The organism is Pseudomonas sp. PvP027, from assembly GCF_017833005.1.
In the GTDB taxonomy this organism is placed as follows: domain Bacteria; phylum Pseudomonadota; class Gammaproteobacteria; order Pseudomonadales; family Pseudomonadaceae; genus Aquipseudomonas; species Aquipseudomonas congelans.
The window spans coordinates 3547488-3570641 of record NZ_JAFIBK010000001.1; the positions used below are offsets into that span (position 1 = coordinate 3547488).

A 23154-nucleotide genomic window follows, 5' to 3' on the forward strand; every position below is an offset into this window, starting at 1 on the left:
CCGAACTAGGATTCGCGCCCCACTGCCTGTGGCTCCACACCCTGTACGTGCTTCGTAGTCCACTGCGATGATTTCGTGCGGCTCTCCTCCGCCTGATCAACGGCTGGAAGCCAGGACGGCCATTGTCCGCCGCCACAGCGCATGTCATTTGCAGAACGAGGAAGACAAGATGCTTAACACACGTATGGGCATGCTCGCTCTGGGCATCATCAGCGCCGGTCAGGCCGTGGCGCAGGGGCAGGCCGATGCCAAGGGCTTCGTTGAAGACAGCAGTCTGAACGTCAATCTGCGTAACGCCTACATCAATCGCGACTACAAGAACGACCGTGAAGACAAATCCGAATGGGGCCAGGCCTTCATGGGCACCTTCGCGTCCGGTTTCACTCAGGGCACGGTTGGCGTGGGCGTCGACGCCTTTGCGCTGTACGGCATTCGCCTCGATGGCGGAAAGGGTCGTAGTGGCAACGGCGGCATCGACTTCTTCAAGCAGGGCGACAGCGGCGCGGCTGCCGATGATCTGTCCCGTGCAGGCGCTGCGGTAAAAGCGCGCTTCTCGAATACCGTCATCAAGTACGGCGATCAGATGCCGCAATTGCCGGTGCTGAACTACGACAGCTCCCGGCTGCTGCCGGAAAGCTACACCGGCACCCTGATCAACTCCAAAGAGATCGATGGGCTGGAAGTGGTCGCCGGGCGTTTCACCCAGGAAGCGCGCAAGAGCGCCGAAGGTCGCGACAGTGGTGACCTGAAGAGCATCAACGTCTACGGTGCCAGCTACAAATTCACCGATGAGTTCAGCGCCGCTTTCTATGCCTCCGACAATGAAGACGTGTTCAAGAAGCAGTACCTGAACCTGAACTACGTCTTCACCCTGCCGCAAGACCAGTCGCTGACCTTCGACTTCAACGGCTACAAGACCCGACTGGATAAAGACTTCGCTGCCAGCGACGCGCGTGACAACAAGATCTGGAGCCTGGCTGCGACCTGGGCCGTGGGCATCCACTCCTTCACCCTGGCGCACCAGCGCAGCTCCGGTGACATGGGCTACGCCTACGGAGGCTATCGCAACGACGGCGGTTTCGGCGATGGCGGTAACACCATCTACCTCGCCAACTCCTACTGGTCCGACTTCAACGGCAAGGACGAACGCTCGTGGCAGGCGGCCTATGGCGTCGACCTGTCCGGACTGGTCCTGCCCGGCCTGAGCTACAAGGCTGCCTACGTACGTGGCGACAACATCGACGATGGCACCGCAGGCAGCGGCGACGGCACTGAACGCGAGATCTTCAGCCAGCTGACCTACGTGGTCCAGAGCGGCCCGGCCAAAGACCTCTCGATCCGCCTGCGCAACTCGTTCCTGCGGGTCTCGGATGATGCCCAGGCCTACAACAGCGAAGGCAATGAGACACGCATCTTCGTTGACTACCCGATCAACGTTTTCTGATCCGTAGGCGGCGGCCTGACAAAGACCGTCGCCTGTATCCTGATCGTGCCCATGCTCCAGCGTCGGCACGCATTTCCTGACTCAATCCGCAATCAACTGCACAAACACTGCGAACCCGCCGAGGAATACCCAGAAAAAGCTGAACAGCCAAGGACTGCGCTTGGAGAACAGCAAGGACTTTTTCGGCCCGGTTTCGCTGGACTCCCAATCGCTGAATAACGGCGAGTCGTCATAGGTCAGCCCGATGACCGGCTCGCTGAGCAACAGTTGCGCCTGTTTGTGATGCCAGTGCTGGATGATGTCGCACGCTGCCCGAATACCCGGCCAGGCGAACAGCGTACTGAGCAGCCCCAGCAAGGCCAGCATCGGCGGCACTACCAGCGTGAACATCGCGCCCCAGGCCGTGTTCATGTTGGCCATCGACGACGCATAGGCGATCACCAGAAATGACTGCGCCGACAGATAGGCGTTGGTGCGGTTGGAGAGGTTGGTGGTTTCGTAATGAATTTCGCGTCGATAAAAATCCAGCCGTTCCTTGGGCGAGCCAAACAATTTGACCTGCTGCTCATCCACGACTTTCGCGGGTGTTTCATCCGTAATGATTCTGGGCACTGGTGTTACCGATGTATAAAAGATGCTGGATAGACCCCCACCTGCAGCCAGCAGTTCGACTTAAATCCCCGGCATACGGGACCGTTCATCCAGTGCGCACTTTTCGACGAACAGGTACACCGTCATGACCATCACCCCCACGCTGCACACCGACCGCCTGCTGCTGACGCCACTGCAGCTCGAGGATGCGCCTGCGGTTCAGCAGCGCTTCCCGCTATGGGACATCGTGAAGTACCTGAACAACCGCGTCCCCTGGCCTTATCCGCAGAACGGTGCGCTGCGCTACATTCAGGACGTCGCACTGCCCGCCATCGCAAACGGCAGCGAGTGGCACTGGATGATCCGCCTGCAGAGCGCGCCCCACGAGATCATCGGCAGCATCACCCTGATGACCCATCCCGGTAACAACCGCGGCTTCTGGTTGCACCCGGACTGGCAAGGCCACGGCTACATGAAAGAGGCCTGCCGTGTGATCAATCGACAGTGGTTCGACGTGATGGGCATGCCCCTGATGCAAGTGCCCAAAGCCACCCCCAATGAAGCCTCGCGGCGCATCTCGATCAGCGAAGGCATGCGCAAAGTGAGCACGCAGGAAGGGGAGTTTGTCGGCGGACGGTTCGAGGTGGAAGTTTGGGAGATGACGCGGGAGGAGTGGTTGGCGCGGCCGCTGTAGTCAGGCCCTGCGAATGTCTGACGCAGAGGCCGACCGGGCAGTAATCTGTTGCTCAAACCACCAGCCCAAGTGATATTGCTCGACAAACAGGGAGCGACCCGAATGCCGTTGACCCGCAAGACCGAGCCCGACATCACCCTGGTAACGGTCCAGCCCGAAGACTTCGAAACCTTGGTGGCCATACGTATCGAAGCCATGCGCGAAAGCCTCGAGCGTGTTGGCCGCTTCGATCCGGTGCGCGCCCGAGAGCGTTTTCGTGAAGGGTTTTCTGCGTCGTGCACACACTACATCCAGGTTGCCGGCAGCAAGGTCGGCTTCGTGGTCGTCAAACCGAGCAGCGACGGCCTGTTGCTGGATCACCTGTACATCAAGCCCGCCGTTCAAGGGCAGGGCATTGGTGCTGCCGTGCTTCGGCAAGTGTTCGCACAAGCGGACGAAACCGCATCCACAGTACGAGTGGGCGCCCTGAAAGAAAGCGACTCCAACCGCTTCTACGTCCGCCACGGGTTTCAGCTCGTTGAGAGCGGCGAGTTCGACAACTACTACCTCCGCCCGCAACGTCTGCCGATTTGCTGAGGGGTTGGGATACTAATCCGCAGTTGTCACGGCTGTACGCGCAGCTCGAGCTGACCAGCGAGAGCGTGGGGACCCAAATGATCTGTACAGCTGCTTGCAAAAATAGCCACTTTGCCTCAGTGTAAATACAATTGTCATTACACTGGAGGATGCCCCATGGCGTCTATCAACGTTCGTATCGACGACGATCTCAAAGCGCGTGCTTACCTCGAGCTGGAAAAGCTTGGCGTCACCCCCTCGGAGTTGCTGCGCCAAACCCTGCAGTATGTAGCTGAGCGTGGCCAGCTGCCCTTCAAGACGGTTCTGATGACAGAGGAAGACGAAGCGCTGTTGGCAACTGTGCGCGAGCGCCTTGCAGCTCCGCAGCGGGTCAAGGTTTCACTGGATGACCTATAACCTCGAATTCGATGCGCGGGCTCTAAAGGAATGGCACAAATTAGGGGATACCGTGCGTCAGCAGCTCAAGAAAAAGCTGGCTACGATTCTGGTTGCTCCGCGTGTTGAAGCCAATCGTCTGCATGCATTGCCTGACTGCTACAAAATCAAACTGCGCAGTAGCGGTTATCGGCTGGTTTATCAGGTTATTGACCAAGAGGTTGTGGTCTTCGTGGTTGCTGTGGACAAGCGTGAGCGAGAGGAGGTTTACCGTAAGGCTGCTGATCGGTTGGGCGGGTAAATGAGGACCGGGCTACTGCGTACTGAATGAAAAACATAAGTTGCCTAGCCCGCCATCAGCTCTGGTACCAAACCATCGACAGTACGAGTGGGCGCCCTGAAAGAAAGCGACTCCAACCGCTTCTACGTCCGCCACGGGTTTCAGCTCGTTGAGAGCGGCGAGTTCGACAACTACTACCTCCGCCCGCAACGTCTGCCGATTTGCTGACGGGTTGTGATCAACCCGCCGAGGCAGCCTTCTCCGCCGCACGTGCAGCGAGCATGGCCGCCTCCGATTCCTGGGTGTGCAGCTCACCTTTGTAGGCCAGTTGATTGAAGAACATACCGTCGGCCTGCTCTTTCGAAGGCGTCGACGTCTTGGGAATGAACAGCGCGCCCAGGTCCAGAGAATTGGCGAAGTTCTCCTTGTTCAGGTTGTAGCGACCCAGATAACTGCCGCTCCAGGGCGAATCGGCGTCGACCAGATCAATGGCCGTCTCTCGATAGGTGGCCGCCGCGGTTTTGAGCCCACTGGACGCATTCAACAATGTATTGAGTTGCTTGGTATCCGCCTCGCTCAACTCGCCGGAACTGTTGATCGCCTTCAGATTGCCGTCCGCCTCGATTGTGAAGCCGAACTTCTTGCTGGCCAGGTCCGGATACACCGACGCCAGCGTCGACTTGAACGCTTCATACGACGTCTTCAGCGCCTCCGTCGAGTTACTGTGCTGCGCCGCCATCTTTGGGAAATCAGGCGACTGCGAGCGACCTATCCAGGTATCCACCGCTTCCATCGGCTCAGTTGTCGCAGGCACTTCGGTGCTCGGGTGATAGACGACAGCGGGCGTACTGGCAGCAGCGTTCTTAAACGCTTCTTTCTGCGCATCGGTGAGCGGCTTTGGAGTGAGCGTGATACCGGAATTGGGCAGGGTGATGGTGGGAGACGTGTTGTTGCCGGGGGTTAGTGAGATAACCATTTCATCGATCCATGATTGCGGGGTTGTATGGAGGGTATCGACGGGGTGGGGGGGAGCTTGAGGAGTTTGGGGAGGACGAAGGTTTTCAGGTTGTTTCCGTGAGCTTTGCCTCGGGAGCTTTTGTTTCCCGATAGAACTTGGCACGTCGTGGGCTGCTCAAGGCCACGCGCACAGGAAACCTCCGTCACGCTGAAAGGGGGTTTGAATTACGTGGATTGCTGCGACCTGACGTCATCACCGAGCGCATCCACTTTTCGTAAGGCGCTTAGGGGTTGAAGTAACCAAAAAGATTCCGACCTAGAATTAGCTTGAATTTAGGTACCATGAGAAGCAAGGCGTTTATACAGAGAACATCGCTTTGTCAAACTAGCCTGGGGCCTAGAGGCTTTAGATCGCCGCGTAGATTCATCGAAGTGCGACGAGACCATGCCTAAAGAAAAGTCGAACGACTCAAAAATTTGCAGAAAGCGTCGAAGGTATCAATCGCAGTGATCGAAAATGGCTAGGCGGACTGCAGAAAAACGAGGGACTGAACGGCTCCTCTCAGATAGGCTTCGTGATATTCTGAAACCAATGGCGATAGGGATTGATGAAGGGAAGCTTGAAGAGTTTACTAAGGCTTGTGCCAGCCTGCGAAATAACTTACCACATCATAGCGGAGAGAGTGAGTTAGGAGAATATAAACGGTTTGTTGACGAGAACGTAAGTAGAGTCGACGTGCTTTCTAAGTTGTACTTCCTTGTCATTATAAGTCTGCTCAGAATTGGGTTATGTGAAATTATGTGCATAAATCATCACAGCTCTAGCTCTAATTAGTTTAGTATTTCGCTTATCAAAGTAGGGTTAATTTCAGAGCTATTCAAATGAATTATTTTCTCGCTCTGAAAAATGAGTCCACTCCAGACTCTTTAGATGAAGAGGATCTTAATGCATAGCAGTTTATAGTTCAAAGCTGTACGGCCTTCATTATCATTGGCGGGATGAATATCCTTAGGCTTTGAAAAACGGCTGCTTCCGATTATGCTGTGTTGCTCGATTTAAGGAGTGGCATTCCAGCTATGAGGATCTCACGAGCAAAGTGCCGCTTTGATTGAAAGCGGCATTTCCAGGGAGGGCGTTTGGAAAATTTATCAATTTTAGCGTGTTAGCTTTTCCTATTGTTATAAGCCCATGGCTTTTTGGATTGCTTGTGCGGCGACGCTAGTGCCTATTTCAGTTGCCATGTCAAACGCCCATTTGCCTGCGGATTTTAGATGCTTCAATGCGCCCTCTCCATCTTGTATCATCGCAGAACTTTCTGCAGCTCCGATGCTGACAATGGCTTGGTCATGATCAAAATCGGTAGCTTGTGCACGCAATGACTTGCGCAATATTTCCAACTCCGCAGCAAGTGCAGCAAAATCAAGCGTAGCTCCCGCCTGCTGCAATGCTTGATTGAATATATTGTTCTCCGCTTTTGAACTTGGGCCCACTGCTCCTGCCTGTCCAGTTATATTATATTGATCACCCATAGAGAATTCCTTACCGATGAATTGTTGTATGATAAGTGCGTGCTTGTGTGGCGATTGATGTTCATAGCTATTAATGTGCTGCAAGCCTGGAGCAGGCTCTTTCTCTTTTAGTTTGTCTAGTTCGTTTTTCATACTTAGTTCCAGAGTTAGCAATTCCCACATTCTCTGCGCAGAGATACTTTCCGATAGGAAATATTTTGCATCAGTTATTATGCGTTCAGTTAGCGGGCTCAGGATTAAGCTAGTATTCTCAATGGAGCTTTTTAAAAGTGGAATAGATCTTAAGTCTCGTTTAATTGCGCTTGCAAATTCCATAAGCGAAGAGGCATTTTGAAAACGCTGCAGGTTACCCTTTACTTGTTGATAGCTGTGATTTGGTGGCACGTAAGAAAGAATACCTTGCTTGTCTATTAGCACTAAAGTTTTATCAATTTGATGGCTTTTGTTTTTTGAGAAAACTGAATCTACAATCGCTTTATCATCGATTGTATGGTGGGTCAGTAACTCCGCGAGGTAGTGCGAGGTATCAGCCTGCTCGGCTCCCGTACACGAAATACGAGTTGTTGGAACTATTTTAGGTATTTCATTTAATAAGATCCTCCGGGTCTCTCCCGAGTTTGCTATTACTAAAATATTAGAAATAAACTCAAATAGCTCTCGGTGAGCCGCTAGATCTTGTAGTTCGATAGCCTCAAAAAGATTATCAATACAGAAGCTCTCAACCACTATAGAGATGCATATGCAAGATAGGTATCTTCTGATGCCTGTTTTTATCATTAGGCGTTGATTCGCCTTTTTTAAAAAAATGGTAAAAGGAAAGCGTTTTTCTTCTATGTGCAGCTTAGCCCTAGAGCCACGTAATGCCTGGTAAAAATTTTTAGTTGGTTCAATTGTTTTTGGAACATAGGGTGGGTGTGCATTACCTCCTAAAGTGCGAATGAATGAGCTAGCCCCCCGTATATTAAATAAATGGCCCGAGGGATCGGTTTTTTTTATCTCTTGTGAGGAAAGGTTGGAGAAAATCTTCCAGCCTAATTCAATTTGGTAAGACACATTTCGCACCTTTCATTGGGCTGGCGGTGGGGGAGTCGAACCCCCTTGTTCTAGCAAGCTAGAATCTGTCGGGTCAATGTCTCCAAATCACCGTCCTCACACAGCCCGCCTAATCTAACTCTATCACGCTGAAAACTATAATTGAAACGGCCGATGTCCCCATGGCTAGAGCACATGCTGCTGCAGTTCTGTCGCGCATTGATCGCCTGCCTCGCGAAGGTCGGCCATTCAGCGCCAACGAACTCGCCTCCGCTATGCGGCCCGAGGCATTCCTGAAGGTACAGGAGTACATCAAAATCGCTGAAACCCGCTTCCAAGGCGTGTTCATCGCAATTCGGGCGTGGAACAGCGGACGTGAAAATCCTTTGAGCACTGTCAGCTTGGCTTTGCGGCAGGGTGAGCTGGATGAACAGCTTTTGAAGGAACTGGAAAATGCTGATCGTAAAGGATGATACGGATGTAGGAGTTATCGCGTTGAAAGCCTTACTTGGCGCCATGAGGGAAATGCGTGAGGGAAGGGTTTTCGAGCACCGTGGTGAGCTTCTCGATCACCTACAGCACCATGCTAAGCAGGCTGGAATTGCCTATGGTTCGCCGCTTTTCGACCAGGCTGCCGAAAAGGCTGGATTGTTCTACTCTAGGAACTGGGACCTTTACGTCGAGGCTGCTGATCTGGAGTTTGTGGAGTCGTTTCCGTCCGCTCATCCGTCTAGCAGGCACTGACTGTTGCCATGCTGTGTTCCAAGGGCTACCCCGTGCGGATGGCCCTTTTCATTTCAACGACTTAGCGACTCATACCTTTTGATACGAAATCAGCGTGCAGTTACGAGAGTTCCCATACTCCTTTGGGTGAAACAGAGGCTGGCTTGATGACTCCACGCTTCCTCAAGGTCGAAGCAGCCCATCGGACCTCATATTGCCACGTATATAAAAGATTCCGAGAGCTGTCTATCTCCGATCTATAGTTGATCCACACATACTCAGCCACATCAATCAATGAGGCCCTACCCGCATAGCTCATTAGTGCTGCGGTAACCCAGTCCTGTACCTCATTTCGATTCGACATATCCTTGCCCTTAGCACTGAAAGGGCCTTGGCATCTAAAATGCCAAGGCCCTTTATTACGGTTTACGACGAATTACGATGCGAAACGGCTGGCCGTTGGCGCGACGGATCACTTTCCCAGACTTGGTGCGGATGGTCATCCGATAGATGACCTCGCAGCCGTTGTCTTGGTCGGACAGGTCTTTGTATGACATGTCTATTCCCCTACATTTAGGGGCTCGAACACAAAACTCGCAGCCTTGCAACAGAAGCTAAACACCACTACTATTACGAGGCTTTCCCAAAAGCATCGCGAGAGACATCTGGAGCCCATTCAGCTGTCTTTTACAAGCCGGTCAAGTTGGCGCTTGACCGGTTCTCCATGACTCTCAACCATTCAAGATCAGAATCCGGTTCTCCGGAGGTTTTTTTGTACCTGAAATTTGAGGTTTCTCGGATCTTGTTTCGGAGTTTATAAACCGAGATGCGGGTTGTCAAGAATAGTTTTTCGGTTCTGAGTATTGGAGAATGCCAAGTCTTGCCTGAGTCTCTTGGATGCGGTAGATTGAGCGGGTCGAAAACCGTATTGGAGCCTTAATATGGCTAAGCAAAGAAGTCCTTCATATCCAGGAATCACGCTGGAAACCGCCCTCGCCAGGGCCAAAGCTTTTTATCGCGCAGAGGATAGGCATGAGACCGTGGTCGCCACTGCCGTCGGACACTGGAAATACGGTCCGAAGAGTAGTGGAGGGTTGGTGACAATATCGGCCTTAAAGTCTTATGGATTGATGGATGATAAAGGCGTCGGAGTCGATCGTAAGGTACGTTTGAGCCAGCTAGGTTTGTCGATAGCTCAAGATGACAGGCTCGTGTCCCCTGAGCGAGACGAAGCCATAAAGAAGGCTGCATTGAACCCCCCCATCCTAAGAGATCTTTGGGAGCGGTACGGCTTGAATTTGCCATCCACAGATACGGTAGCTCATTATCTCAGGGTCGAAAAATTATTCATCCCTGCTGCTGCCTTAGACTTAATTAAGATATACAAAGAGGTGGTCAGCTATGCAAAACTTGGCGCTAACGACTCTTCGAGCGAGAGCCTAGACTCGATTTTTGAAGATGAGATCATTGACGAGGAAGAGGTCGATTCTCCGGTCAGTGACCTCCCTCGGAGCCCTAATGTAGCGGCGTCAGTTGAGAGGCCGACCGCTTATCTTCCGCAAGTCGTCGGCGAGGAGATAGCGAATATTCGTGTTTCGCGGTCTACGACTATCAGGCTTACAGCCAACGGTCCCTATTCGAAGAAGAGTATGGAGGCATTGGTCGCTCAGCTGAAACTGGGCCTAGATCTAGGTACCTATGACGACCTACCCAGCGAGGATGAAGATTTCTAAACCGTTCGAAGAGCTGGATTAATAGCTATTGAGTGCCAGACGCATTGATAGTCGGGGTAGCCGCGGTCCAGTTCGGCGATGGTCTAGCAGGCAATGATGGTAAATTGAACGGGCGACCCGTTGAGTTCCGCTGATTTGTTTATTATTTAACCAATCATTGCGCTTGTCTCGCTATTTGCAGACTGATTTACCAATTTCGACAAACTACCCGGTGCGCATCAGCTTCACGATGTCGATGATCTTGACGAGCTCGGGGCTTACGCCATGGTCTCCTGCAACAGAGCAGATGTAGTCTGCAAAGCCATCTCGTCTTGAGCGGTCGTCAAACACTCCCACGTATAGATTTGAGTCAGTCATCCACGTGGCGTCTTTCACCTTCGGTTCTCTGCCGCTTTTCACCAGATAAGTGATGAAGTCTTTCTGAGTCTGGTTTGGCTCTGCCACAGCGAGCGCTGGCGTGAAAAAGGCTGCTGCGAGAAGAAGGCTTTTGAGTCGCATTTCTGAATTCCATTAATATCCAAGGCTTAAAATAGTCAATTTTGGACTATCCCGAAATGGACTTCACCGTGCCGTGAACCCTTGGTCACTGTGTTCATGGCTAACTCGACCCACAATTCTGATTATCAGCTCCTGCTCGTCGTATTACGTGAGTATAGGGGGAGGGTGGGCGTCTCTCAGGTGGACCTTGCAAATCGGTTGGGAAGCACGCAGACGTTCGTTTCCAAATGTGAGCGTGGAGAGCGTCGCCTAGACGTTGTTGAGCTGGTCGAGTTCGCAGAAGCTCTCGGGGTCGAACCCCTGGACCTACTCAGTGAGTTTTTGACGAAGCGGGGTAAAGGGGCTTCGCCAAAAACCAAGAGGGCCACCAAGCAAGACGCTTAGCGTGTCAGTTTCGTGTTTTGGTCTGACTCAGAAACGACAAAGGCCAACCCGAGGGTTGGCCTAAGTCTTACTGCGTATGGTGCCGGCACCAGGAGTCGAACCCGGGACCTACTGATTACAAGTCAGTTGCTCTACCAACTGAGCTATACCGGCGTAATGGGCTGCGAGTATATAGAGTCTGATGCGCTTGTAAAGCCTAGCTGTCTGATTCAGTTGAAAAAAATCGACCATTGGCGCCTCGGGTCGGATGCGGGCGGGTGGTGGTGCAGGACCTGTCCTTCGGTTTTGACAGATTGGTCTGCGTGGTAGGACGGATGGCGTTGAATTCGGGCGTTGATTTTGCCTTTGGCGCTCGTCGCTTGTGCCTGACAGAACGCTGGATTTTTAACCTGGTCGCGCAAACCAATGGGTCCAGCGTTGATGGCGATTTGGCGTAGGAACAGGCACCCATCCGACCCCGCCATTTTTGGGCAGTTGCGGGGCAGGAGGGCTTTGCATAGGCTTGTTCTCAACGGCCCAGGCTACTGAGTCAGCAGCACGGGACGTTAGCTTTTCAGCCATGCAGATAAAGGACTATCTGATGAGTGATGCGATGGATCGTAACCGGGTTTGGGGTTTTGTATGCCGCAGGCTGGTCATTCGCTGAAGAGTTGTTGAAGGATATTTGCAGGTGCGCCTGGCCTGTTGGCTTTGCGCAGGGTGGGGCTGAGGATGGCTGTCTGAATCGCATGAATGTGCGTCTGGATGCCGACGAAGGCTTCATCGATGTTTCAAGAAATGCCCGGATCCTCTGGATTCGGGCATTTTCTTGTGGGCTGGTTGCTGTTGCGTCGGATTTGCACTGGAGCTACCGGCTTTTTGGCCGATACAGCTGTATCGAAAATGGCAGTCAGCCATGGACAGCAAGTGCAATGCAGAGAACGCCTACGCATTACGAGCTGCTGAGTGTCGCTCGCGATGCCTCTCCTGAGCAGATCAAGAAGGCTTATCGCAAGCTGGCGCAGAAGCTGCACCCGGACAGGAATCCAGATCCTTACGCCTCGGACATGATGGGCGTCGTCAACGCGTCTCACGATGTGTTGGCTGACCCTTCGCGGCGTGCGGCTTATGATGCGCAGCTCGCTGCCAATGAGCACAAGGCGCGTATGGACGCTGCGCGCCGCAAGCAGGCGCATGCAGCGCGTGGGCAGGCGGTGCATGTGTATGCGGCCACTTCTGCAGCCACTGCTGCCGCGCCGTCTCAGGCGGCTCGTTCGGGGCCGGCGCCCAAGTCTTCTTCCTATGCTTCTGCATCCCCTTCCCGTGACAAGCGTCGTCGCAGTGCGTGGCGTTGGGCGCTGTTGTTTGTGGTGTTCTGCGCGGGTGGCGCGTGGATGGGCTACGACCCGGGTGCAGGCAAGTCGTTTGTGCCGTCCGAGCCTGCACCGGTTGCGCAGACGTGGGTCAAGCCCGCACCTGCGACGCCTGCCGCGCCAGTCGAGGAGCCTGTAGCTAGCCCGGCCAAATCGGTGGATGCGGCGGCGTCCGAGTGTGGTGTGCCGGCGCTCGATCCGATGGGCGCGCCGTGGCCGGACAAGGCGGCCTATGTGAAGGACATGCCGGTGCTCAAGGACAACGGTTGGTCGCAGATCACTGTGGATAACTCGGCGGGCGAGTCGGCGGTGTATGCCAAGGTCACGGATGCGGTAGGGCGCAGGGCGTTTCGGCATGCGTTTGTGCCGGCCGGGGCGGTGTTTACGTTCGCCAAGATGGACCCGGGGCTGTACCTGCTCAAGTACAAGATGATGAGCACGGGCTGTGCATTTGCCTCGGGCAGGATTTTGCTGGAGGAGACGCCGATGGGCAGTCAGATCAAGTCCAGTGCCTACAAGCTGACGTTGCGCAAGCTGCAGAACCGCAGTGTGCCGTTTGCGCGGTTGAAGGATGATCAGTTTTAGTAGTGAGTCATGACAGGAATGCGGCGCTGCGTATTCAGTCTTCGCGAACAAGTTCGCTCCTACGGCCTTCGGCCAGAATCAAAGCGTCGTACTGTGAACTCACCTTTTGCAACGCTTTCAGGCGCGTTTTTGCAGGCACCGTCTCTTTCTTTTGAAGGACATTTCCGAGAGAATCCCCGACCGCTTGCGCCCCTCTGTCTGGGCTTCTACTCTCCGCCCCGTCGCTGCCCATCAGCGATCGGGTTTAGTCGCCCGGATTTGAGTTAAGGCGTATCGCGTCGCTGTTTTGTTCAGGTCTTCTTCCTGCACTCTATGGCGGCTGTGCGTGAGGGCACCTTCGGGTGCGCCGGTCTTAGCTCCCGGTCGACTAACCTTTCGCACAGCTGCCACCTCAATCGTTTAGTCGCGACCCAGTGGCAGTTCCATTGAGGAGAGAGCTAAGCATGGTCAAAGTAACCCCCGATCCGCCCAACAAACAATCCAGCAGCGCACCGGTCTTCGACAAGGCTGTGGTCAAGCGCGCCATGGAGTGTTACCTGCCAATCTCCCGACCGGCCAAGGAACCCCACGACAGCAAGTTCGACTTCATCAGCCTGGAAGCCACCCTGGTGCACGCGCTGGATTTCCTGCGCTGCGCATCGGCCACCGCTCACGAACTCGGTGATGAACTGACCGGTTCGCAACGCGATCTGGCGTTCGCCTCCATGCACATGCTGGAAATGGCCAAAGTCATGGTCGAGCGCTCGCTGGAGTGTGTCGAAGAGGTCTGAAATCTTTCCGTCGGACAGCTCGTGCACAAGCGCCTGCATGTGCACGATTGAGCCATGCAAAACGCTTGCGCCAGAGCCTTTACCAAATCTTTATGCACAATTTGCTGATAAAGATTTGCGCAGCCGGGTAATTATGTGCAGTCGGGTGCCTTGAGCCGCAAGGCATTGTTTTTGCGGGTTACGGGAAGGATTGCGGAAAAAAATAAGGGGCTTCAGTAACTGGCGCGCCAAGCTTTAACGCACTCATCCACATTTTCATCAACAGACTTATCCACAGGTTGCTCAATCGATTTAGGTCACGATTTTCGAGCCAGAATCAGCAGGTTGCGCGGTGTAATCCGGCTGTCACAGAAAGTGCCAACGCTCACGCTGTAACCCTGCTCACGCACATACATCGCCCTGTCCAGCACCAGCCACATCTCCAGCGGACGCCGAAACAGATCGCGGACCAGTTCCAGATTGCGCACTTCGGCCAGTCTTTTCCATCCAGCGGCTTCCAGAGCAGCCCAGTCCTGCTGACCCGGTGCAGGCAGATGCTTGAGTTTTGCCAGATGGTTGCAGTAGTCCGCGTAGGACGCATCCAGCCAGGACGTCGGCAGCGAAGGTGTAGGCAAGTAGTCATCGATACCGCGCAGGCGGCGCTGCAGCAGGTCGAAGCCCAGGCGGCGGGCCATCGAGATGTCGCGTTGACGGCGTACGCGTGCGCCAGCCGTCACGGTCTCACTGAGCGGCAGACCCAGCTCGTCACGCGACAGCTTCAGGCCGGACGCCTTGCCATCGCTGGACAGCGCCTGATAAAGCTCGTGCCGGGTACGGTTATAGCAGCACGGCGCAATCGCCATACGCCGACAGCCCGTCTGGCTGGCCAGCTCCATCAACTGAATGTGCAGGTCGCCGCAGGCATGCAGCGCCACAGGCGTATGTTCGGGTTGCAGGTAGCGCCACGTGTCGTCGGCCATGACATCCTGCTGCACATGTCTGGCGTCGATGCCTTGCCGCTTGCTCAGGTCCAGGCCTGCTTCGATCAGCGCCGGGTCGTGCTCCAGACAGGTCAGACGCTGGCCGGGCCCTGTCAGGCGGCGCCCCAGATGGCCTTTGCCTGCGCACCAGTCCAGCCAGTGAGTTGCGCTGTCACGCATGTCCAGATGGCTGGCGAAGGCTTCGATTTGCTGCCACTTGCGCCCTGGCACATCGACGCTCATGCGCGGCTCGACCGGCTGCAGGGCGTGCACGGGCAGTTCGGCGACGTGGCTCAGCGCGACGGCTTCGGCGGCCAGTTGCTTGAACGGGAAGGGCGCGTCGAGGTGTTCCGGGTGGTTGTGCGCGGCCTCGGCCTGTTCCAGCGTGCGTTGTCGCAGCCAGTGCGCGAGGTCCGGGTATTTGTCTTCCCATGGCAGGGCCAGGTGCGTGAACGGCTTGGGCCGCCACAAGGCCTGATGCGCGAACAGGAAGCTGTCCAGCGCACCAAAGTGGCTGCCGAGGTGTTCATCCTGCAAGCGATGTTCAGAGGGCATGGTCGCGGCCTCGTGTGGCAAGGTGCTGGCTGGATCGACGCCAGCACCTTTCATATCAGCGCCCCTGGCTGGCGTCTACACGCAATAGTTTTTCCAGCAGCCGGAAGCCCTGCACCAGCACAAAGGTCATGACCAGATAGAACATGCCGGCGGCGAAGAAGATTTCCACCGGCAGGTAGGTGCGGGCGATGATCGTGCGTGCCATGCCGGTCAGCTCCAGCAGGGTGACGGTGCTGGCCAGCGCGCTGGCCTTGAGCATCAGGATCACTTCGTTGCTGTAGGCCGGCAGGCCGATGCGTGCCGCGCGTGGCAGGACGATGTAGAACAGCGCCCTCCATTTCGACATGCCCAGCGCCCGTGCCGCTTCGACCTCACCTGGCGGTACGGCCTGCATGGCGCCACGCAGGATCTCGGCGATGTAGGCGGCGGTGTGCAGGGTCATGGTCACCACGGCACACCAGAACGGATCGCGCAGGTACGGCCACAACGCACTCTGGCGCACCGACTCGAACTGCGCCAGCCCGTAATAGACCAGAAACAGTTGCACCAGCAGCGGTGTGCCGCGGAAGAAAAAGATGTAGGCGTAGGGCAGGGCGCGCACCGGCCAGTGCCGCGATGCGCGGGCTATGCCCATCGGGATGGCGAGGATCAGCCCGGCGATGACGGCAATCGCCACCAGCTCCAGAGTCAGGGTCGCGCCCTGCGCCAGGCGGGGCAGCCACTTGATGATGACTTCCCAGTTCATGACGCGCTCCTCAGAAAGCCGCGACTGGCGCGTTTTTCAAGGAAGTACATGCCGGCCATGGCCAGTACGGTCAGGCCCAGGTACATGAAGGCCGCGACCATATAGAAAGTGAACGCTTGCTTGGTGAAGCCCACGGCGATCTGCGCGTGACGCATGATTTCTTCCAGGCCGATCACCGAGACCAGCGCGGTGTCTTTCATCAGAATCATGAACAGGTTGCCCAGGCCGGGCAGGGCGATGCGCCACATCTGCGGCAGGACCAGTTTGAAGAGGATGCGCGAGCGTGACATGCCCAGCGCCAGCCCGGCTTCACGATGGCCTTTGGGAATGGCCAGAATCGCGCCGCGAAACACTTCGGTCGCGTAGGCGCCGAAGCAAATGCCCAGGGCAATGACCCCGGCAGCAAAGGCGCTCAGGGCCAGGTCGGGTATGTCGAACAGTTTGCCCAGGGCGCGCATGTCGTTGACGGTGCCGAAGTAAATCAGCAGCACCCAAAGCAGTTCGGGAATACCGCGCACCAGCGTCGAGTAGGTACTGCCCAGCCATTGCAGCGGCTTGTAGGGCGAGGTCTTGGCCAAGGCGCCGAGCAGTCCGAGCACCAACCCCAGGCACAGGGCCGAGAGTGCAAGCTGAACCGTCATCAGCGCGCCAGACGCAAGGGCCGGGCCGAATCCGTGGAGATCAATGTTCATGGGCAGGCTTTGTCAGGGCCGGTCGCCGCGCTTCGACAGGAAGCGACGGCGACGCGGTCGGTGAATCAGAGGATGCTGAAAGGGAAATACTTGTCGTTGATCTTCTTGTAGGTGCCGTCAGCGATGATTTCTTTCAGGGCAGCGTTCAAGCGATCGCGCAGTTGCGTGTCGTCTTTGCGCACTGCGATACCGATCTTGTCGTCTTCCACGACAGGCTCGCCCTTGAACTCGAAGTTCTGACCCGCTTCGCTTTTCAGCCACTCGAAGCTGACGTATTTGTCGGCCAGCATGGCGTCGACGCGACCGGAAGACAGGTCGAGGAAGGCGTTTTCCTGAGTGTCATAGAGTTTGGCGTCCATGATCCCCAGCTTGTCTTCCAGCCAGGTGGCGGCCAGTGTCGAGCGCTGTGCACCTACTGACTTGCCGGCAAGGCTCTCTTTGGCTTTTTCAACGCTCGATACATCGATCGAGGAAGTTTTCGGCGCGATGAATTGCAGCTTGTTCGAGTAATACGGGTTGGTGAAATCGACCACTTCGCTGCGTTCTTTGGTGATCGACAGCGACGAGATCAGGAAGTCGAACTTGTTGGCCATCAATGCCGGGATGATGCCGTCCCAGTCGGATGTCACCGCTTCGCACTCGACCTTCATCTTGGCGCACAGGGCCTGGCCGATTTCATAGTCGAAGCCCACCACCTGGCCACTCGCGTCCTTGTTGTTGAACGGCGGGTAGGCACCTTCGATGCCCATTTTCATTGTTTCAGCAAAGGCACTGCCGCTGAAGGCAAGGGTGGCCGCTGCGATCAGCAAGATCTTTCTGTACGACTGCATGGGTGTTGCTCCGTTAGCGGTGACTCGACATGAATTGTTTGCACCTTGCCGACAGCGGGTTTTCGAATACTTGCTGCGGTGTGCCCTGTTCTTCGACCATTCCCTGATGCAAAAACACCACTTCACTTGATACCTGACGTGCAAAATTCATTTCGTGGGTCACCAGCAGCATGGTCCGGCCTTCTTCAGCCAGTGCGCGGATGACACCGAGTACTTCCTGAACCATCTCCGGGTCGAGGGCCGAGGTCGGCTCGTCGAACAGGATGACCTTTGGTTGCATGGCCAGCGTACGCGCAATGGCGGCGCGTTGCTGCTGTCCGCCGGAAAGTTGTGCGGGGTAGGCATGGCGCTTGTCGGCGATACCTACCTTGGCCAGCAACTCTTCAGCCACCGCAATGGCCTCGGCCTTGCTCTGACCGAGGACGCGACGCGGGGCTTCGATGATGTTATCGAGCACGCTCATGTGCGGCCACAGGTTGAAATTCTGGAACACGAAGCCGATCTGGCTGCGCAGGCGGTTGATCTGCCGGTTATCGGCGGCAATCAGGTCGCCGTTGCGCGCGGCCTTGAGCTTCAGTTCTTCGCCAGCCACCAGAATCTGGCCCTGATGCGGGTTTTCCAGCAGGTTGATACAGCGCAGCAACGTGGACTTGCCGGAACCGGAAGAGCCGAGGATCGATATGACGTCGCCGTCGCGAGCCGTCAGCGAGATACCTTTGAGCACCTCAAGCTGATCATAGCGCTTGTGCAGGTTGCGGATTTCCAGGGCGGGCGTGGCCTCGGCCATGTGGGGTCCTCGTTGAAGTGTGCGCGCTGGCTGCCAGCGAACGCCAAGCTAGCACAGCGTCTAAAGGACAACCATCGACGTCGAACACTGAATGTGACGGCGTTCGCCGGGTTGTCTCATCCTGGCAGCGGACGGTCGCAAGAAGGCAAGCACGATGCCCTGTAAAACAGGGGCGTGCGCGAAAAAGGCGCGATGTTGCCAGCTTTGGCCGGGTGTTGGAAGTAGCATTTGCTGAGCGGCGGTCTGATTTCTGCACCATGTTTGCGCTTGGAGGAAGGTTTGGGGCATTTTTGGTGCGTGCATGTAGACGAATCTGAGGCGTTTGGTAACAAATCCTACAGGCTGCGTATAAAAGCCATCGTCTTGCATGCTTAACGGGTCAAGCCACAGGCCTCGTATTCTCTAAGCGACGTCGTTTTCGAAATATTTTGGCGCAATTCTTGCGTCAAATATAAAGAACGGCACCGTAGGTTTCTTTTTACGTAACGCTTCGGTGTGCCTCGCTCGTCTTGCACAGGTGGTTTTATGAGCAGTACCGCTAACTCTTCCGAGCTCGAACAAGGGCTGAAACCTCGACACATTACGATGCTGTCGATTGCTGGCGTGATTGGCGCCGGGTTGTTCGTCGGCTCCGGCCACGCAATTGCCGAAGCCGGTCCTGCCGTGCTGCTGGCGTATGCCGCTGCGGGTACGCTGGTGGTGCTGGTGATGCGCATGCTGGCCGAAATGGCCGTTGCCTCGCCTGACACCGGCTCGTTTTCAACCTATGCCGACCGCGCTATCGGTCACTGGGCCGGTTTCACCATCGGCTGGCTGTACTGGTGGTTCTGGGTGCTGGTGATTCCGCTGGAAGCCAACGCTGCTGCAACCATCCTGCACGCCTGGTTCCCGAACATCGCCATCTGGATGTTCACGCTGGTCATCACCTTGCTGCTGACCGCGACCAACCTTTTCAGTGTGAAGAACTACGGTGAGTTCGAGTTCTGGTTCGCGCTGATCAAGGTCGTGGCGATCATCGCTTTCGTGGTGCTGGGTGTCGCGGCAATCTTCGGTCTGCTGCCCACCAGCAACGTCAGCGGTGTCAGCCACCTGTTCGACACCGGCGGCTTCCTGCCAAACGGTATGGGCGCAGTGCTGGCAGCAATGCTGACCACCATGTTCTCGTTCATGGGCACTGAGATCGTGACCATCGCAGCGGCCGAGTCCAAGAACCCTGGCAAGCAGATCACCAAGGCCACCAATTCGGTGATCTGGCGGATTTTCCTGTTCTATCTGGTTTCGATCTTCATCGTCGTGTCGCTGGTGCCGTGGAACGACCCGCGCCTGGCCGAGGTGGGTTCGTATCAGACCGTGCTCGATGCAATGGGCATTCCGAACGCCAAGCTGATCGTCGATCTGGTGGTCCTGGTCGCAGTGACCAGCTGCCTGAACTCGGCCCTGTACACCGCTTCGCGCATGCTGTTCTCGTTGGGCAAGCGCGGTGATGCACCGGCGCTGTCCAAGCGCACCAGCAAGGGCGGTACGCCTCACTGGGCGGTGATCATGTCGACTGCGGCGGCCTTCCTGACCGTGTTCGCCAACTACATCGCGCCTGCGGCCGTGTTTGATTTCCTGCTCGCCAGCTCTGGTGCCATCGCACTGCTGGTGTACCTGGTGATCGCGGTGTCGCAGCTGCGTATGCGCCAGAAGCGCATTGCTGCGGGCGAGGCCATCGACTTCAAGATGTGGCTGTTCCCATGGCTGACCTGGGCAGTGATCGCGTTCATCGTCGCGGTGCTGACCATCATGCTGGTGCAGGAAGAGCATCGCATCGAAATCATCGCCACCGGCGTGCTCAGCCTGCTGGTGATCGGCGCTGGCCTGATCGTATCGCGTCGCCGCAAGGCCGGTCGCGTGGGCGCTGCTGCGCTGGGTTGATCGCCCCCCCTGAACGGATGACGATCGTGCCGATGCCAGGCATTGGCACGATCTTCCATCAGCGTGCGGCTCTGGTGTCTCTCTTCATCAGCAGGTCGGACGCCAGGGTGTAATCCTTCTGGAAGGCAGCGCTCTCGATCCACTCGATTGCTCTATCTTCGTCCTCATCGTGGTACATGGCGCGGTACACGATCAGCAGGCCCATCATGAAGTCCGTGGCCGGGTCTTCGTCTTCTTCGGAAATCACCAGTGCCAGCACCGGGTACTGCAGGAACACCACGCACAGCGCGAGCTGGCTGATGGCCTCTGCTTGCTTCATGGCAGTGAAAAGGTCGTCGTAGTCAGCCGGGTCAAAACCGTTTTCGACAATGTCGCTGAAGTCGAAGGTATTGAGGTCGAGTTCGACGTCATCGAACGGCTGGTTGACCAGTGCCGAGGCAAATACCGGATGAACCAGGCTGGTTGCAGCCTTGCCCGAGCGGTTCTGCTTGGCCTTGATCTTTGCGCGCTTGGCACGTTTTTGCTGCTTGTCTGGCGAGGCCATGAGCGGTCCTTTGGCTGGCGTGGGGTGCAATGGCCGCTATTGAAGCGCAGACGGGCTCGATAACCAAGGTTTGTGCAGTAATCAGCAGTCGATAAAAAACCCGCAACGCGCGGGTTTTTGATTTGCTGGGTGTTACCTGAGCGTCACCGTTTACCGGGTTTTGCAAACGCTTCGGCTTCATCCATGCGGTTGGCGAACATGCTGACTGCTTCGACCGCATCGCTTGCGCCATCGCGGATCTGCACGATGACCTGCCCGGCCTGGTCGGCCAGCGTCACGCCGCGAATGGCACCTTCCTGAGTGGCGTCCATGCTCGCCACAGCTTCGCTTGTTTCGGCGAGGATCTTGCCGATCATTTCGGCAATCTCGGTGGTCGAGCCGCTGGTACGCCCCGCCAGTTGCCTGACTTCATCGGCCACCACGGCAAACCCACGGCCCTGATCGCCCGCCCGTGCCGCTTCGATGGCTGCGTTGAGCGCCAGCAGGTTGGTCTGATCGGCAATGCCGCGAATGGTGTTGACGATGGCGGTGATCTGCTCGGAGCGGTCGCCCAACTGACTCACCAGCTTCGCCGACGCACCGATGTTTTCGGAAATCTGACGCATTTCCCGCGCGGTGTCCTGAATGACCAGGGTTCCCTGCTCGGCCACTTTCTCGGTTTCTGCCGAGATATGGTAAGCGCGCGACGCACCGTGCGCGTCTGCTTCCTGTTTTTCGACGCGCTGGGTAATGTCGCTGGCGAACTTGACGATTTTGTAGAGTTTGCCGTCGACATCAAAAACCGGGTTATAGGTTGCTTCCAGCCACACAACCCGGCCATGTTTGCCGATACGTTTGAACTGGTCGCCGATGAACTCGCCGTGGTTCAGCTTGCGCCAGAACTCGGTGTATTCCGGACTGTTGACCAGTGTGGGTTCGCAGAACGATCGGTGGTGTTTACCCTTGATCTCGTTCAGCGCATAACCCATGACGTTCAGAAAGTTGTTGTTGGCCGTAATCACATTGCCGTTGGGTTCGAATTCGCAGATAGCCATCGCCCGGTCTACGGCGGCGAGCTTGCTGTTGGTTTCGTTCTCCAGCATCACGCGTGCGGTGACGTCCAGGGCGTACTTGACCACCTTGACTACCTGGCCCTGCGCAATTACCGGGTTGTAGCTGGCTTCGAGCCAGACGCTGTGGCCATTCTTGCCGACGCGCTTGAAGGTGCCAGAGATAAATTTCCCGGCCTTCAGAGATGCCCAGAGGTCAGCATATTCGCGGCTGCGGAGCATGTCCGGTTCGCAAAAGTCGCGATGCGTCTTGTTTGCCAGCTCTTCGGCCCGATAGCCCATCGCGGCGAGGAAGTTATCGTTGGCTCGAATAATCTTGCCGTCGAGACCCAACTCGACCACTGCCATCGATTTTTCCAGCGCGCTTGTCAGTCCTTTGAGTCCATCTACCTCGGCCTTCATGGCCGTCAGTTCAGTTTTGTTCTTGTTTCCGAACATAACGTGCCCCTTGGTGTGATTACGGACTTACTGTGATGAGGCTATCGACACCAGAACCTGTGGCGTTAATGCATGAGTGCAATAATCCTATAAATAAATCAAGTGATTTTTTGGCGTCAGATATTGGGCGATTTTTTACCGAGAACGGCCCGCCGGGAATGGAGATCGAATCTGCTCAAAGGTGGCCTTGCCCGCCAAATTCCGGGCAAAGAAAAGCCCGCGATGGGGGAGCGGGCTTAAGGATTCACACTTGGGAGCAGCTCTACAATGACGCGGCCGCTGTGAAAACTTTGTGAAGAGTTTTCACTGTTTTACTTTTTTTCAGGCTGAATGGTATTGGTCACTTCGGAGGTCGGCACGAAGGTCTTCGACTCTTCGGCAGCCGCTTCCTTGGAAGCCGCTTTATCCTTGGCCGCTTCGGTGTTCTCTTTGGCCGCTTCGTTCACTTTGTCCTGAGCAGACTCCATCTTCTCCTGGGATTTCTCCTGATGCGCCTGAGCGTCCTGTGCTTTCTGTTCGGATTTGCTGTCGCAGGCAGCCAGACCCAGAGTGGCAGCGATGATGAGGGCGGAGGCAGTTAACTTGAGCACGGAATTTTCCTTGTGGAAGCAAATGTATGGCTTCGAGGGCGGGCAGGGAAAATTAGTTCAATGGGATGGAGGTGGCAGGGCTCTGGATGGCTGGTTTTGAGGGGCTCGAAGCTCTGGACCTCCGCGCTGCTTAACGCATGTGTGAGCATGTCCCTTCCAGGAGAAGGCCTCTCGCAGTCGATAACCGATTCTGGAGTTCAATTATGGGGACCGTACGGATGACCGATCAAAAGGGCGCCTTGATAAACGCGCAGACCGACGTAGACGCTTACACCAGCGACAGCGAACCTATTCGCGACTTGATTCGTCGCAGCCAGGCCCGTAGCGCCGACATCGAAGCTATCCAGCTTGCGCTGATCGAAGGCGAGTCCAGCCGGGAGCCTCGTCCATTCAACGTCGATGAGTTCAAGCAGAGAATGTTGAAAGCGAATGGCTGAGTACTGTTTCGCCAGACAACAAAAAGCCCGCACGAGGCGGGCTTCTTATGTGCTTTCAGGTGTGCTTGGCATCACCTGAAAACGGAA

Annotated in this window: 26 protein-coding genes, 1 tRNA gene and 1 pseudogene; 14 read left to right on the forward strand and 14 right to left on the reverse strand. The window is 55.9% G+C overall.

The window, feature by feature from the left end:
- The first annotated feature begins 169 nt into the window (after positions 1 to 169).
- Positions 170 to 1444 carry an OprD family porin gene (locus tag JOE33_RS15085; protein WP_187625547.1) on the forward strand — a complete coding sequence of 425 codons (1275 nt, stop codon included), beginning with the start codon at positions 170 to 172 and terminating at the stop codon, positions 1442 to 1444.
- Between the two features lie 81 nt (positions 1445 to 1525).
- On the opposite strand, the gene JOE33_RS15090 is transcribed toward JOE33_RS15085, so the two are convergent.
- Positions 1526 to 2056: a hypothetical protein gene (locus JOE33_RS15090; protein WP_050549142.1), complete on the reverse strand. Its 531-nt coding sequence runs from the start codon at positions 2054 to 2056 to the stop codon at positions 1526 to 1528.
- A gap of 124 nt (positions 2057 to 2180) precedes the next feature.
- Between JOE33_RS15090 and JOE33_RS15095 the strand changes: the two genes are divergently transcribed.
- The 5 genes and pseudogenes from JOE33_RS15095 to JOE33_RS26055 all read left to right on the forward strand — a co-directional run.
- Positions 2181 to 2729, forward strand: a complete 549-nt coding sequence (locus tag JOE33_RS15095; RefSeq protein WP_187625546.1) for a GNAT family N-acetyltransferase — start codon at positions 2181 to 2183, stop codon at positions 2727 to 2729.
- 102 nt (positions 2730 to 2831) lie between these two features.
- Positions 2832 to 3305: a GNAT family N-acetyltransferase gene (locus tag JOE33_RS15100; RefSeq protein WP_187625545.1), complete on the forward strand. Its 474-nt coding sequence runs from the start codon at positions 2832 to 2834 to the stop codon at positions 3303 to 3305.
- A gap of 156 nt (positions 3306 to 3461) precedes the next feature.
- Positions 3462 to 3701: a type II toxin-antitoxin system RelB/DinJ family antitoxin gene (locus JOE33_RS15105; RefSeq protein WP_002551444.1), complete on the forward strand. Its 240-nt coding sequence runs from the start codon at positions 3462 to 3464 to the stop codon at positions 3699 to 3701.
- On the forward strand, positions 3691 to 3981 hold the full coding sequence (locus JOE33_RS15110; RefSeq protein WP_010434526.1) for a type II toxin-antitoxin system RelE/ParE family toxin: 291 nt from the start codon (positions 3691 to 3693) through the stop codon (positions 3979 to 3981). The genes JOE33_RS15105 and JOE33_RS15110 overlap by 11 nt, the downstream gene beginning before the upstream one ends.
- A 75-nt stretch (positions 3982 to 4056) precedes the next feature.
- Positions 4057 to 4188: pseudogene (locus JOE33_RS26055) on the forward strand (GNAT family N-acetyltransferase); the annotation flags it as partial.
- A gap of 10 nt (positions 4189 to 4198) precedes the next feature.
- Here the strand turns inward: JOE33_RS26055 and JOE33_RS15120 are convergent.
- Entirely contained in the window at positions 4199 to 4936 is a 738-nt protein-coding gene (locus tag JOE33_RS15120) for a hypothetical protein (protein ID WP_096101746.1), read from the reverse strand.
- A gap of 1160 nt (positions 4937 to 6096) precedes the next feature.
- Positions 6097 to 7500 (reverse strand): hypothetical protein, encoded by a 1404-nt coding sequence (locus JOE33_RS15125; RefSeq protein ID WP_187625544.1) that lies wholly within the window; start codon positions 7498 to 7500, stop codon positions 6097 to 6099.
- A gap of 161 nt (positions 7501 to 7661) precedes the next feature.
- On the opposite strand from JOE33_RS15125, the gene JOE33_RS15130 reads away from it, so the two are divergent.
- Positions 7662 to 7952 carry a hypothetical protein gene (locus JOE33_RS15130; RefSeq protein WP_187625543.1) on the forward strand — a complete coding sequence of 97 codons (291 nt, stop codon included), beginning with the start codon at positions 7662 to 7664 and terminating at the stop codon, positions 7950 to 7952.
- On the forward strand, positions 7933 to 8223 hold the full coding sequence (locus tag JOE33_RS15135; RefSeq protein WP_187625542.1) for a hypothetical protein: 291 nt from the start codon (positions 7933 to 7935) through the stop codon (positions 8221 to 8223). Before JOE33_RS15130 ends, JOE33_RS15135 begins: the two co-directional genes overlap by 20 nt.
- 398 nt (positions 8224 to 8621) lie before the next feature.
- Here JOE33_RS15135 and JOE33_RS15140 read toward each other — a convergent pair whose 3' ends face one another.
- Positions 8622 to 8759 carry a hypothetical protein gene (locus JOE33_RS15140; protein ID WP_166650997.1) on the reverse strand — a complete coding sequence of 46 codons (138 nt, stop codon included), beginning with the start codon at positions 8757 to 8759 and terminating at the stop codon, positions 8622 to 8624.
- 384 nt (positions 8760 to 9143) lie between these two features.
- Between JOE33_RS15140 and JOE33_RS15145 the strand changes: the two genes are divergently transcribed.
- The gene (locus tag JOE33_RS15145; RefSeq protein ID WP_187625541.1) at positions 9144 to 9935 is read left to right on the forward strand and encodes a hypothetical protein; all 792 of its coding nucleotides are present in this window, start codon (positions 9144 to 9146) and stop codon (positions 9933 to 9935) included.
- A gap of 204 nt (positions 9936 to 10139) precedes the next feature.
- On the opposite strand, the gene JOE33_RS15150 is transcribed toward JOE33_RS15145, so the two are convergent.
- Positions 10140 to 10433 carry a hypothetical protein gene (locus JOE33_RS15150; RefSeq protein WP_187625540.1) on the reverse strand — a complete coding sequence of 98 codons (294 nt, stop codon included), beginning with the start codon at positions 10431 to 10433 and terminating at the stop codon, positions 10140 to 10142.
- A gap of 96 nt (positions 10434 to 10529) precedes the next feature.
- Here JOE33_RS15150 and JOE33_RS15155 point away from each other — a divergent pair, with 96 nt between their 5' ends.
- Positions 10530 to 10817, forward strand: a complete 288-nt coding sequence (locus JOE33_RS15155; RefSeq protein ID WP_187625539.1) for a helix-turn-helix transcriptional regulator — start codon at positions 10530 to 10532, stop codon at positions 10815 to 10817.
- A 77-nt stretch (positions 10818 to 10894) separates the two neighbouring features.
- On the opposite strand, the gene JOE33_RS15160 is transcribed toward JOE33_RS15155, so the two are convergent.
- Positions 10895 to 10970: transfer RNA gene (locus JOE33_RS15160), tRNA-Thr, on the reverse strand.
- A 758-nt stretch (positions 10971 to 11728) separates the two neighbouring features.
- Here JOE33_RS15160 and JOE33_RS15165 point away from each other — a divergent pair.
- Together JOE33_RS15165 and JOE33_RS15170 are read left to right on the forward strand one after the other, a co-directional pair.
- On the forward strand, positions 11729 to 12754 hold the full coding sequence (locus tag JOE33_RS15165; protein ID WP_110768579.1) for a J domain-containing protein: 1026 nt from the start codon (positions 11729 to 11731) through the stop codon (positions 12752 to 12754).
- 443 nt (positions 12755 to 13197) lie between these two features.
- Positions 13198 to 13524, forward strand: coding sequence for a hypothetical protein (locus JOE33_RS15170; RefSeq protein ID WP_003318323.1), 327 nt, complete (start codon positions 13198 to 13200; stop codon positions 13522 to 13524).
- Between the two features lie 296 nt (positions 13525 to 13820).
- Here JOE33_RS15170 and JOE33_RS15175 read toward each other — a convergent pair whose 3' ends face one another.
- From JOE33_RS15175 to JOE33_RS15195, 5 genes are all read right to left on the reverse strand, one after another.
- Positions 13821 to 15092 (reverse strand): methyltransferase, encoded by a 1272-nt coding sequence (locus JOE33_RS15175; RefSeq protein WP_187625510.1) that lies wholly within the window; start codon positions 15090 to 15092, stop codon positions 13821 to 13823.
- A gap of 1 nt (position 15093) precedes the next feature.
- Positions 15094 to 15783 carry an ABC transporter permease gene (locus tag JOE33_RS15180; protein ID WP_187625509.1) on the reverse strand — a complete coding sequence of 230 codons (690 nt, stop codon included), beginning with the start codon at positions 15781 to 15783 and terminating at the stop codon, positions 15094 to 15096.
- Positions 15780 to 16475, reverse strand: coding sequence for an ABC transporter permease (locus JOE33_RS15185; protein WP_187625508.1), 696 nt, complete (start codon positions 16473 to 16475; stop codon positions 15780 to 15782). Before JOE33_RS15185 ends, JOE33_RS15180 begins: the two co-directional genes overlap by 4 nt.
- Before the next feature lie 65 nt (positions 16476 to 16540).
- Complete coding sequence (locus JOE33_RS15190; RefSeq protein WP_010433103.1) at positions 16541 to 17305, reverse strand: ABC transporter substrate-binding protein; 765 nt, start codon at positions 17303 to 17305, stop codon at positions 16541 to 16543.
- A 13-nt stretch (positions 17306 to 17318) separates the two neighbouring features.
- Positions 17319 to 18092: an ABC transporter ATP-binding protein gene (locus JOE33_RS15195; protein ID WP_003318317.1), complete on the reverse strand. Its 774-nt coding sequence runs from the start codon at positions 18090 to 18092 to the stop codon at positions 17319 to 17321.
- A 525-nt stretch (positions 18093 to 18617) separates the two neighbouring features.
- On the opposite strand from JOE33_RS15195, the gene gabP reads away from it, so the two are divergent.
- Entirely contained in the window at positions 18618 to 20009 is a 1392-nt protein-coding gene (gene gabP, locus JOE33_RS15200) for a GABA permease (protein WP_025990996.1), read from the forward strand.
- Between the two features lie 58 nt (positions 20010 to 20067).
- Here the strand turns inward: gabP and JOE33_RS15205 are convergent, their stop codons facing one another.
- From JOE33_RS15205 to JOE33_RS15215, 3 genes are all read right to left on the reverse strand, one after another.
- On the reverse strand, positions 20068 to 20553 hold the full coding sequence (locus JOE33_RS15205) for a hypothetical protein (RefSeq protein WP_187625507.1): 486 nt from the start codon (positions 20551 to 20553) through the stop codon (positions 20068 to 20070).
- Positions 20554 to 20696: 143 nt separating this feature from the next.
- A complete protein-coding gene (locus tag JOE33_RS26000) occupies positions 20697 to 22040 on the reverse strand; it encodes a methyl-accepting chemotaxis protein (RefSeq protein ID WP_010433115.1) in 1344 nt (447 codons plus the stop codon).
- Between the two features lie 311 nt (positions 22041 to 22351).
- Positions 22352 to 22630, reverse strand: a complete 279-nt coding sequence (locus JOE33_RS15215) for a hypothetical protein (RefSeq protein WP_010433117.1) — start codon at positions 22628 to 22630, stop codon at positions 22352 to 22354.
- Positions 22631 to 22833: 203 nt separating this feature from the next.
- On the opposite strand from JOE33_RS15215, the gene JOE33_RS15220 reads away from it, so the two are divergent.
- Positions 22834 to 23067: a type II toxin-antitoxin system ParD family antitoxin gene (locus tag JOE33_RS15220; RefSeq protein WP_010433119.1), complete on the forward strand. Its 234-nt coding sequence runs from the start codon at positions 22834 to 22836 to the stop codon at positions 23065 to 23067.
- Positions 23068 to 23154 lie beyond the last annotated feature (87 nt).

Excerpts from the sequence above, each read along its gene's own strand:
- JOE33_RS15185 (WP_187625508.1), bottom strand. The coding sequence starts at position 16,475 with ATGAACATTGATCTCCACGGATTCGGCCCGGCCCTTGCGTCTGGCGCG.
- JOE33_RS15155 (WP_187625539.1), top strand. The coding sequence starts at position 10,530 with ATGGCTAACTCGACCCACAATTCTGATTATCAGCTCCTGCTCGTCGTA.
- JOE33_RS15180 (WP_187625509.1), bottom strand. The coding sequence starts at position 15,783 with ATGAACTGGGAAGTCATCATCAAGTGGCTGCCCCGCCTGGCGCAGGGC.
- JOE33_RS15100 (WP_187625545.1), top strand. The coding sequence starts at position 2,832 with ATGCCGTTGACCCGCAAGACCGAGCCCGACATCACCCTGGTAACGGTC.
- JOE33_RS15150 (WP_187625540.1), bottom strand. The coding sequence starts at position 10,433 with ATGCGACTCAAAAGCCTTCTTCTCGCAGCAGCCTTTTTCACGCCAGCG.
- JOE33_RS15120 (WP_096101746.1), bottom strand. The coding sequence starts at position 4,936 with ATGGTTATCTCACTAACCCCCGGCAACAACACGTCTCCCACCATCACC.
- JOE33_RS15175 (WP_187625510.1), bottom strand. The coding sequence starts at position 15,092 with ATGAAAGGTGCTGGCGTCGATCCAGCCAGCACCTTGCCACACGAGGCC.
- JOE33_RS15130 (WP_187625543.1), top strand. The coding sequence starts at position 7,662 with ATGGCTAGAGCACATGCTGCTGCAGTTCTGTCGCGCATTGATCGCCTG.
- JOE33_RS15165 (WP_110768579.1), top strand. The coding sequence starts at position 11,729 with ATGCAGAGAACGCCTACGCATTACGAGCTGCTGAGTGTCGCTCGCGAT.
- JOE33_RS15095 (WP_187625546.1), top strand. The coding sequence starts at position 2,181 with ATGACCATCACCCCCACGCTGCACACCGACCGCCTGCTGCTGACGCCA.
- JOE33_RS15110 (WP_010434526.1), top strand. The coding sequence starts at position 3,691 with ATGACCTATAACCTCGAATTCGATGCGCGGGCTCTAAAGGAATGGCAC.
- JOE33_RS15205 (WP_187625507.1), bottom strand. The coding sequence starts at position 20,553 with ATGGCCTCGCCAGACAAGCAGCAAAAACGTGCCAAGCGCGCAAAGATC.
- JOE33_RS15135 (WP_187625542.1), top strand. The coding sequence starts at position 7,933 with ATGCTGATCGTAAAGGATGATACGGATGTAGGAGTTATCGCGTTGAAA.
- JOE33_RS26000 (WP_010433115.1), bottom strand. The coding sequence starts at position 22,040 with ATGTTCGGAAACAAGAACAAAACTGAACTGACGGCCATGAAGGCCGAG.
- JOE33_RS15085 (WP_187625547.1), top strand. The coding sequence starts at position 170 with ATGCTTAACACACGTATGGGCATGCTCGCTCTGGGCATCATCAGCGCC.
- gabP (WP_025990996.1), top strand. The coding sequence starts at position 18,618 with ATGAGCAGTACCGCTAACTCTTCCGAGCTCGAACAAGGGCTGAAACCT.
- JOE33_RS15220 (WP_010433119.1), top strand. The coding sequence starts at position 22,834 with ATGGGGACCGTACGGATGACCGATCAAAAGGGCGCCTTGATAAACGCG.
- JOE33_RS15105 (WP_002551444.1), top strand. The coding sequence starts at position 3,462 with ATGGCGTCTATCAACGTTCGTATCGACGACGATCTCAAAGCGCGTGCT.
- JOE33_RS15170 (WP_003318323.1), top strand. The coding sequence starts at position 13,198 with ATGGTCAAAGTAACCCCCGATCCGCCCAACAAACAATCCAGCAGCGCA.
- JOE33_RS15195 (WP_003318317.1), bottom strand. The coding sequence starts at position 18,092 with ATGGCCGAGGCCACGCCCGCCCTGGAAATCCGCAACCTGCACAAGCGC.
- JOE33_RS15140 (WP_166650997.1), bottom strand. The coding sequence starts at position 8,759 with ATGTCATACAAAGACCTGTCCGACCAAGACAACGGCTGCGAGGTCATC.
- JOE33_RS15145 (WP_187625541.1), top strand. The coding sequence starts at position 9,144 with ATGGCTAAGCAAAGAAGTCCTTCATATCCAGGAATCACGCTGGAAACC.
- JOE33_RS15190 (WP_010433103.1), bottom strand. The coding sequence starts at position 17,305 with ATGCAGTCGTACAGAAAGATCTTGCTGATCGCAGCGGCCACCCTTGCC.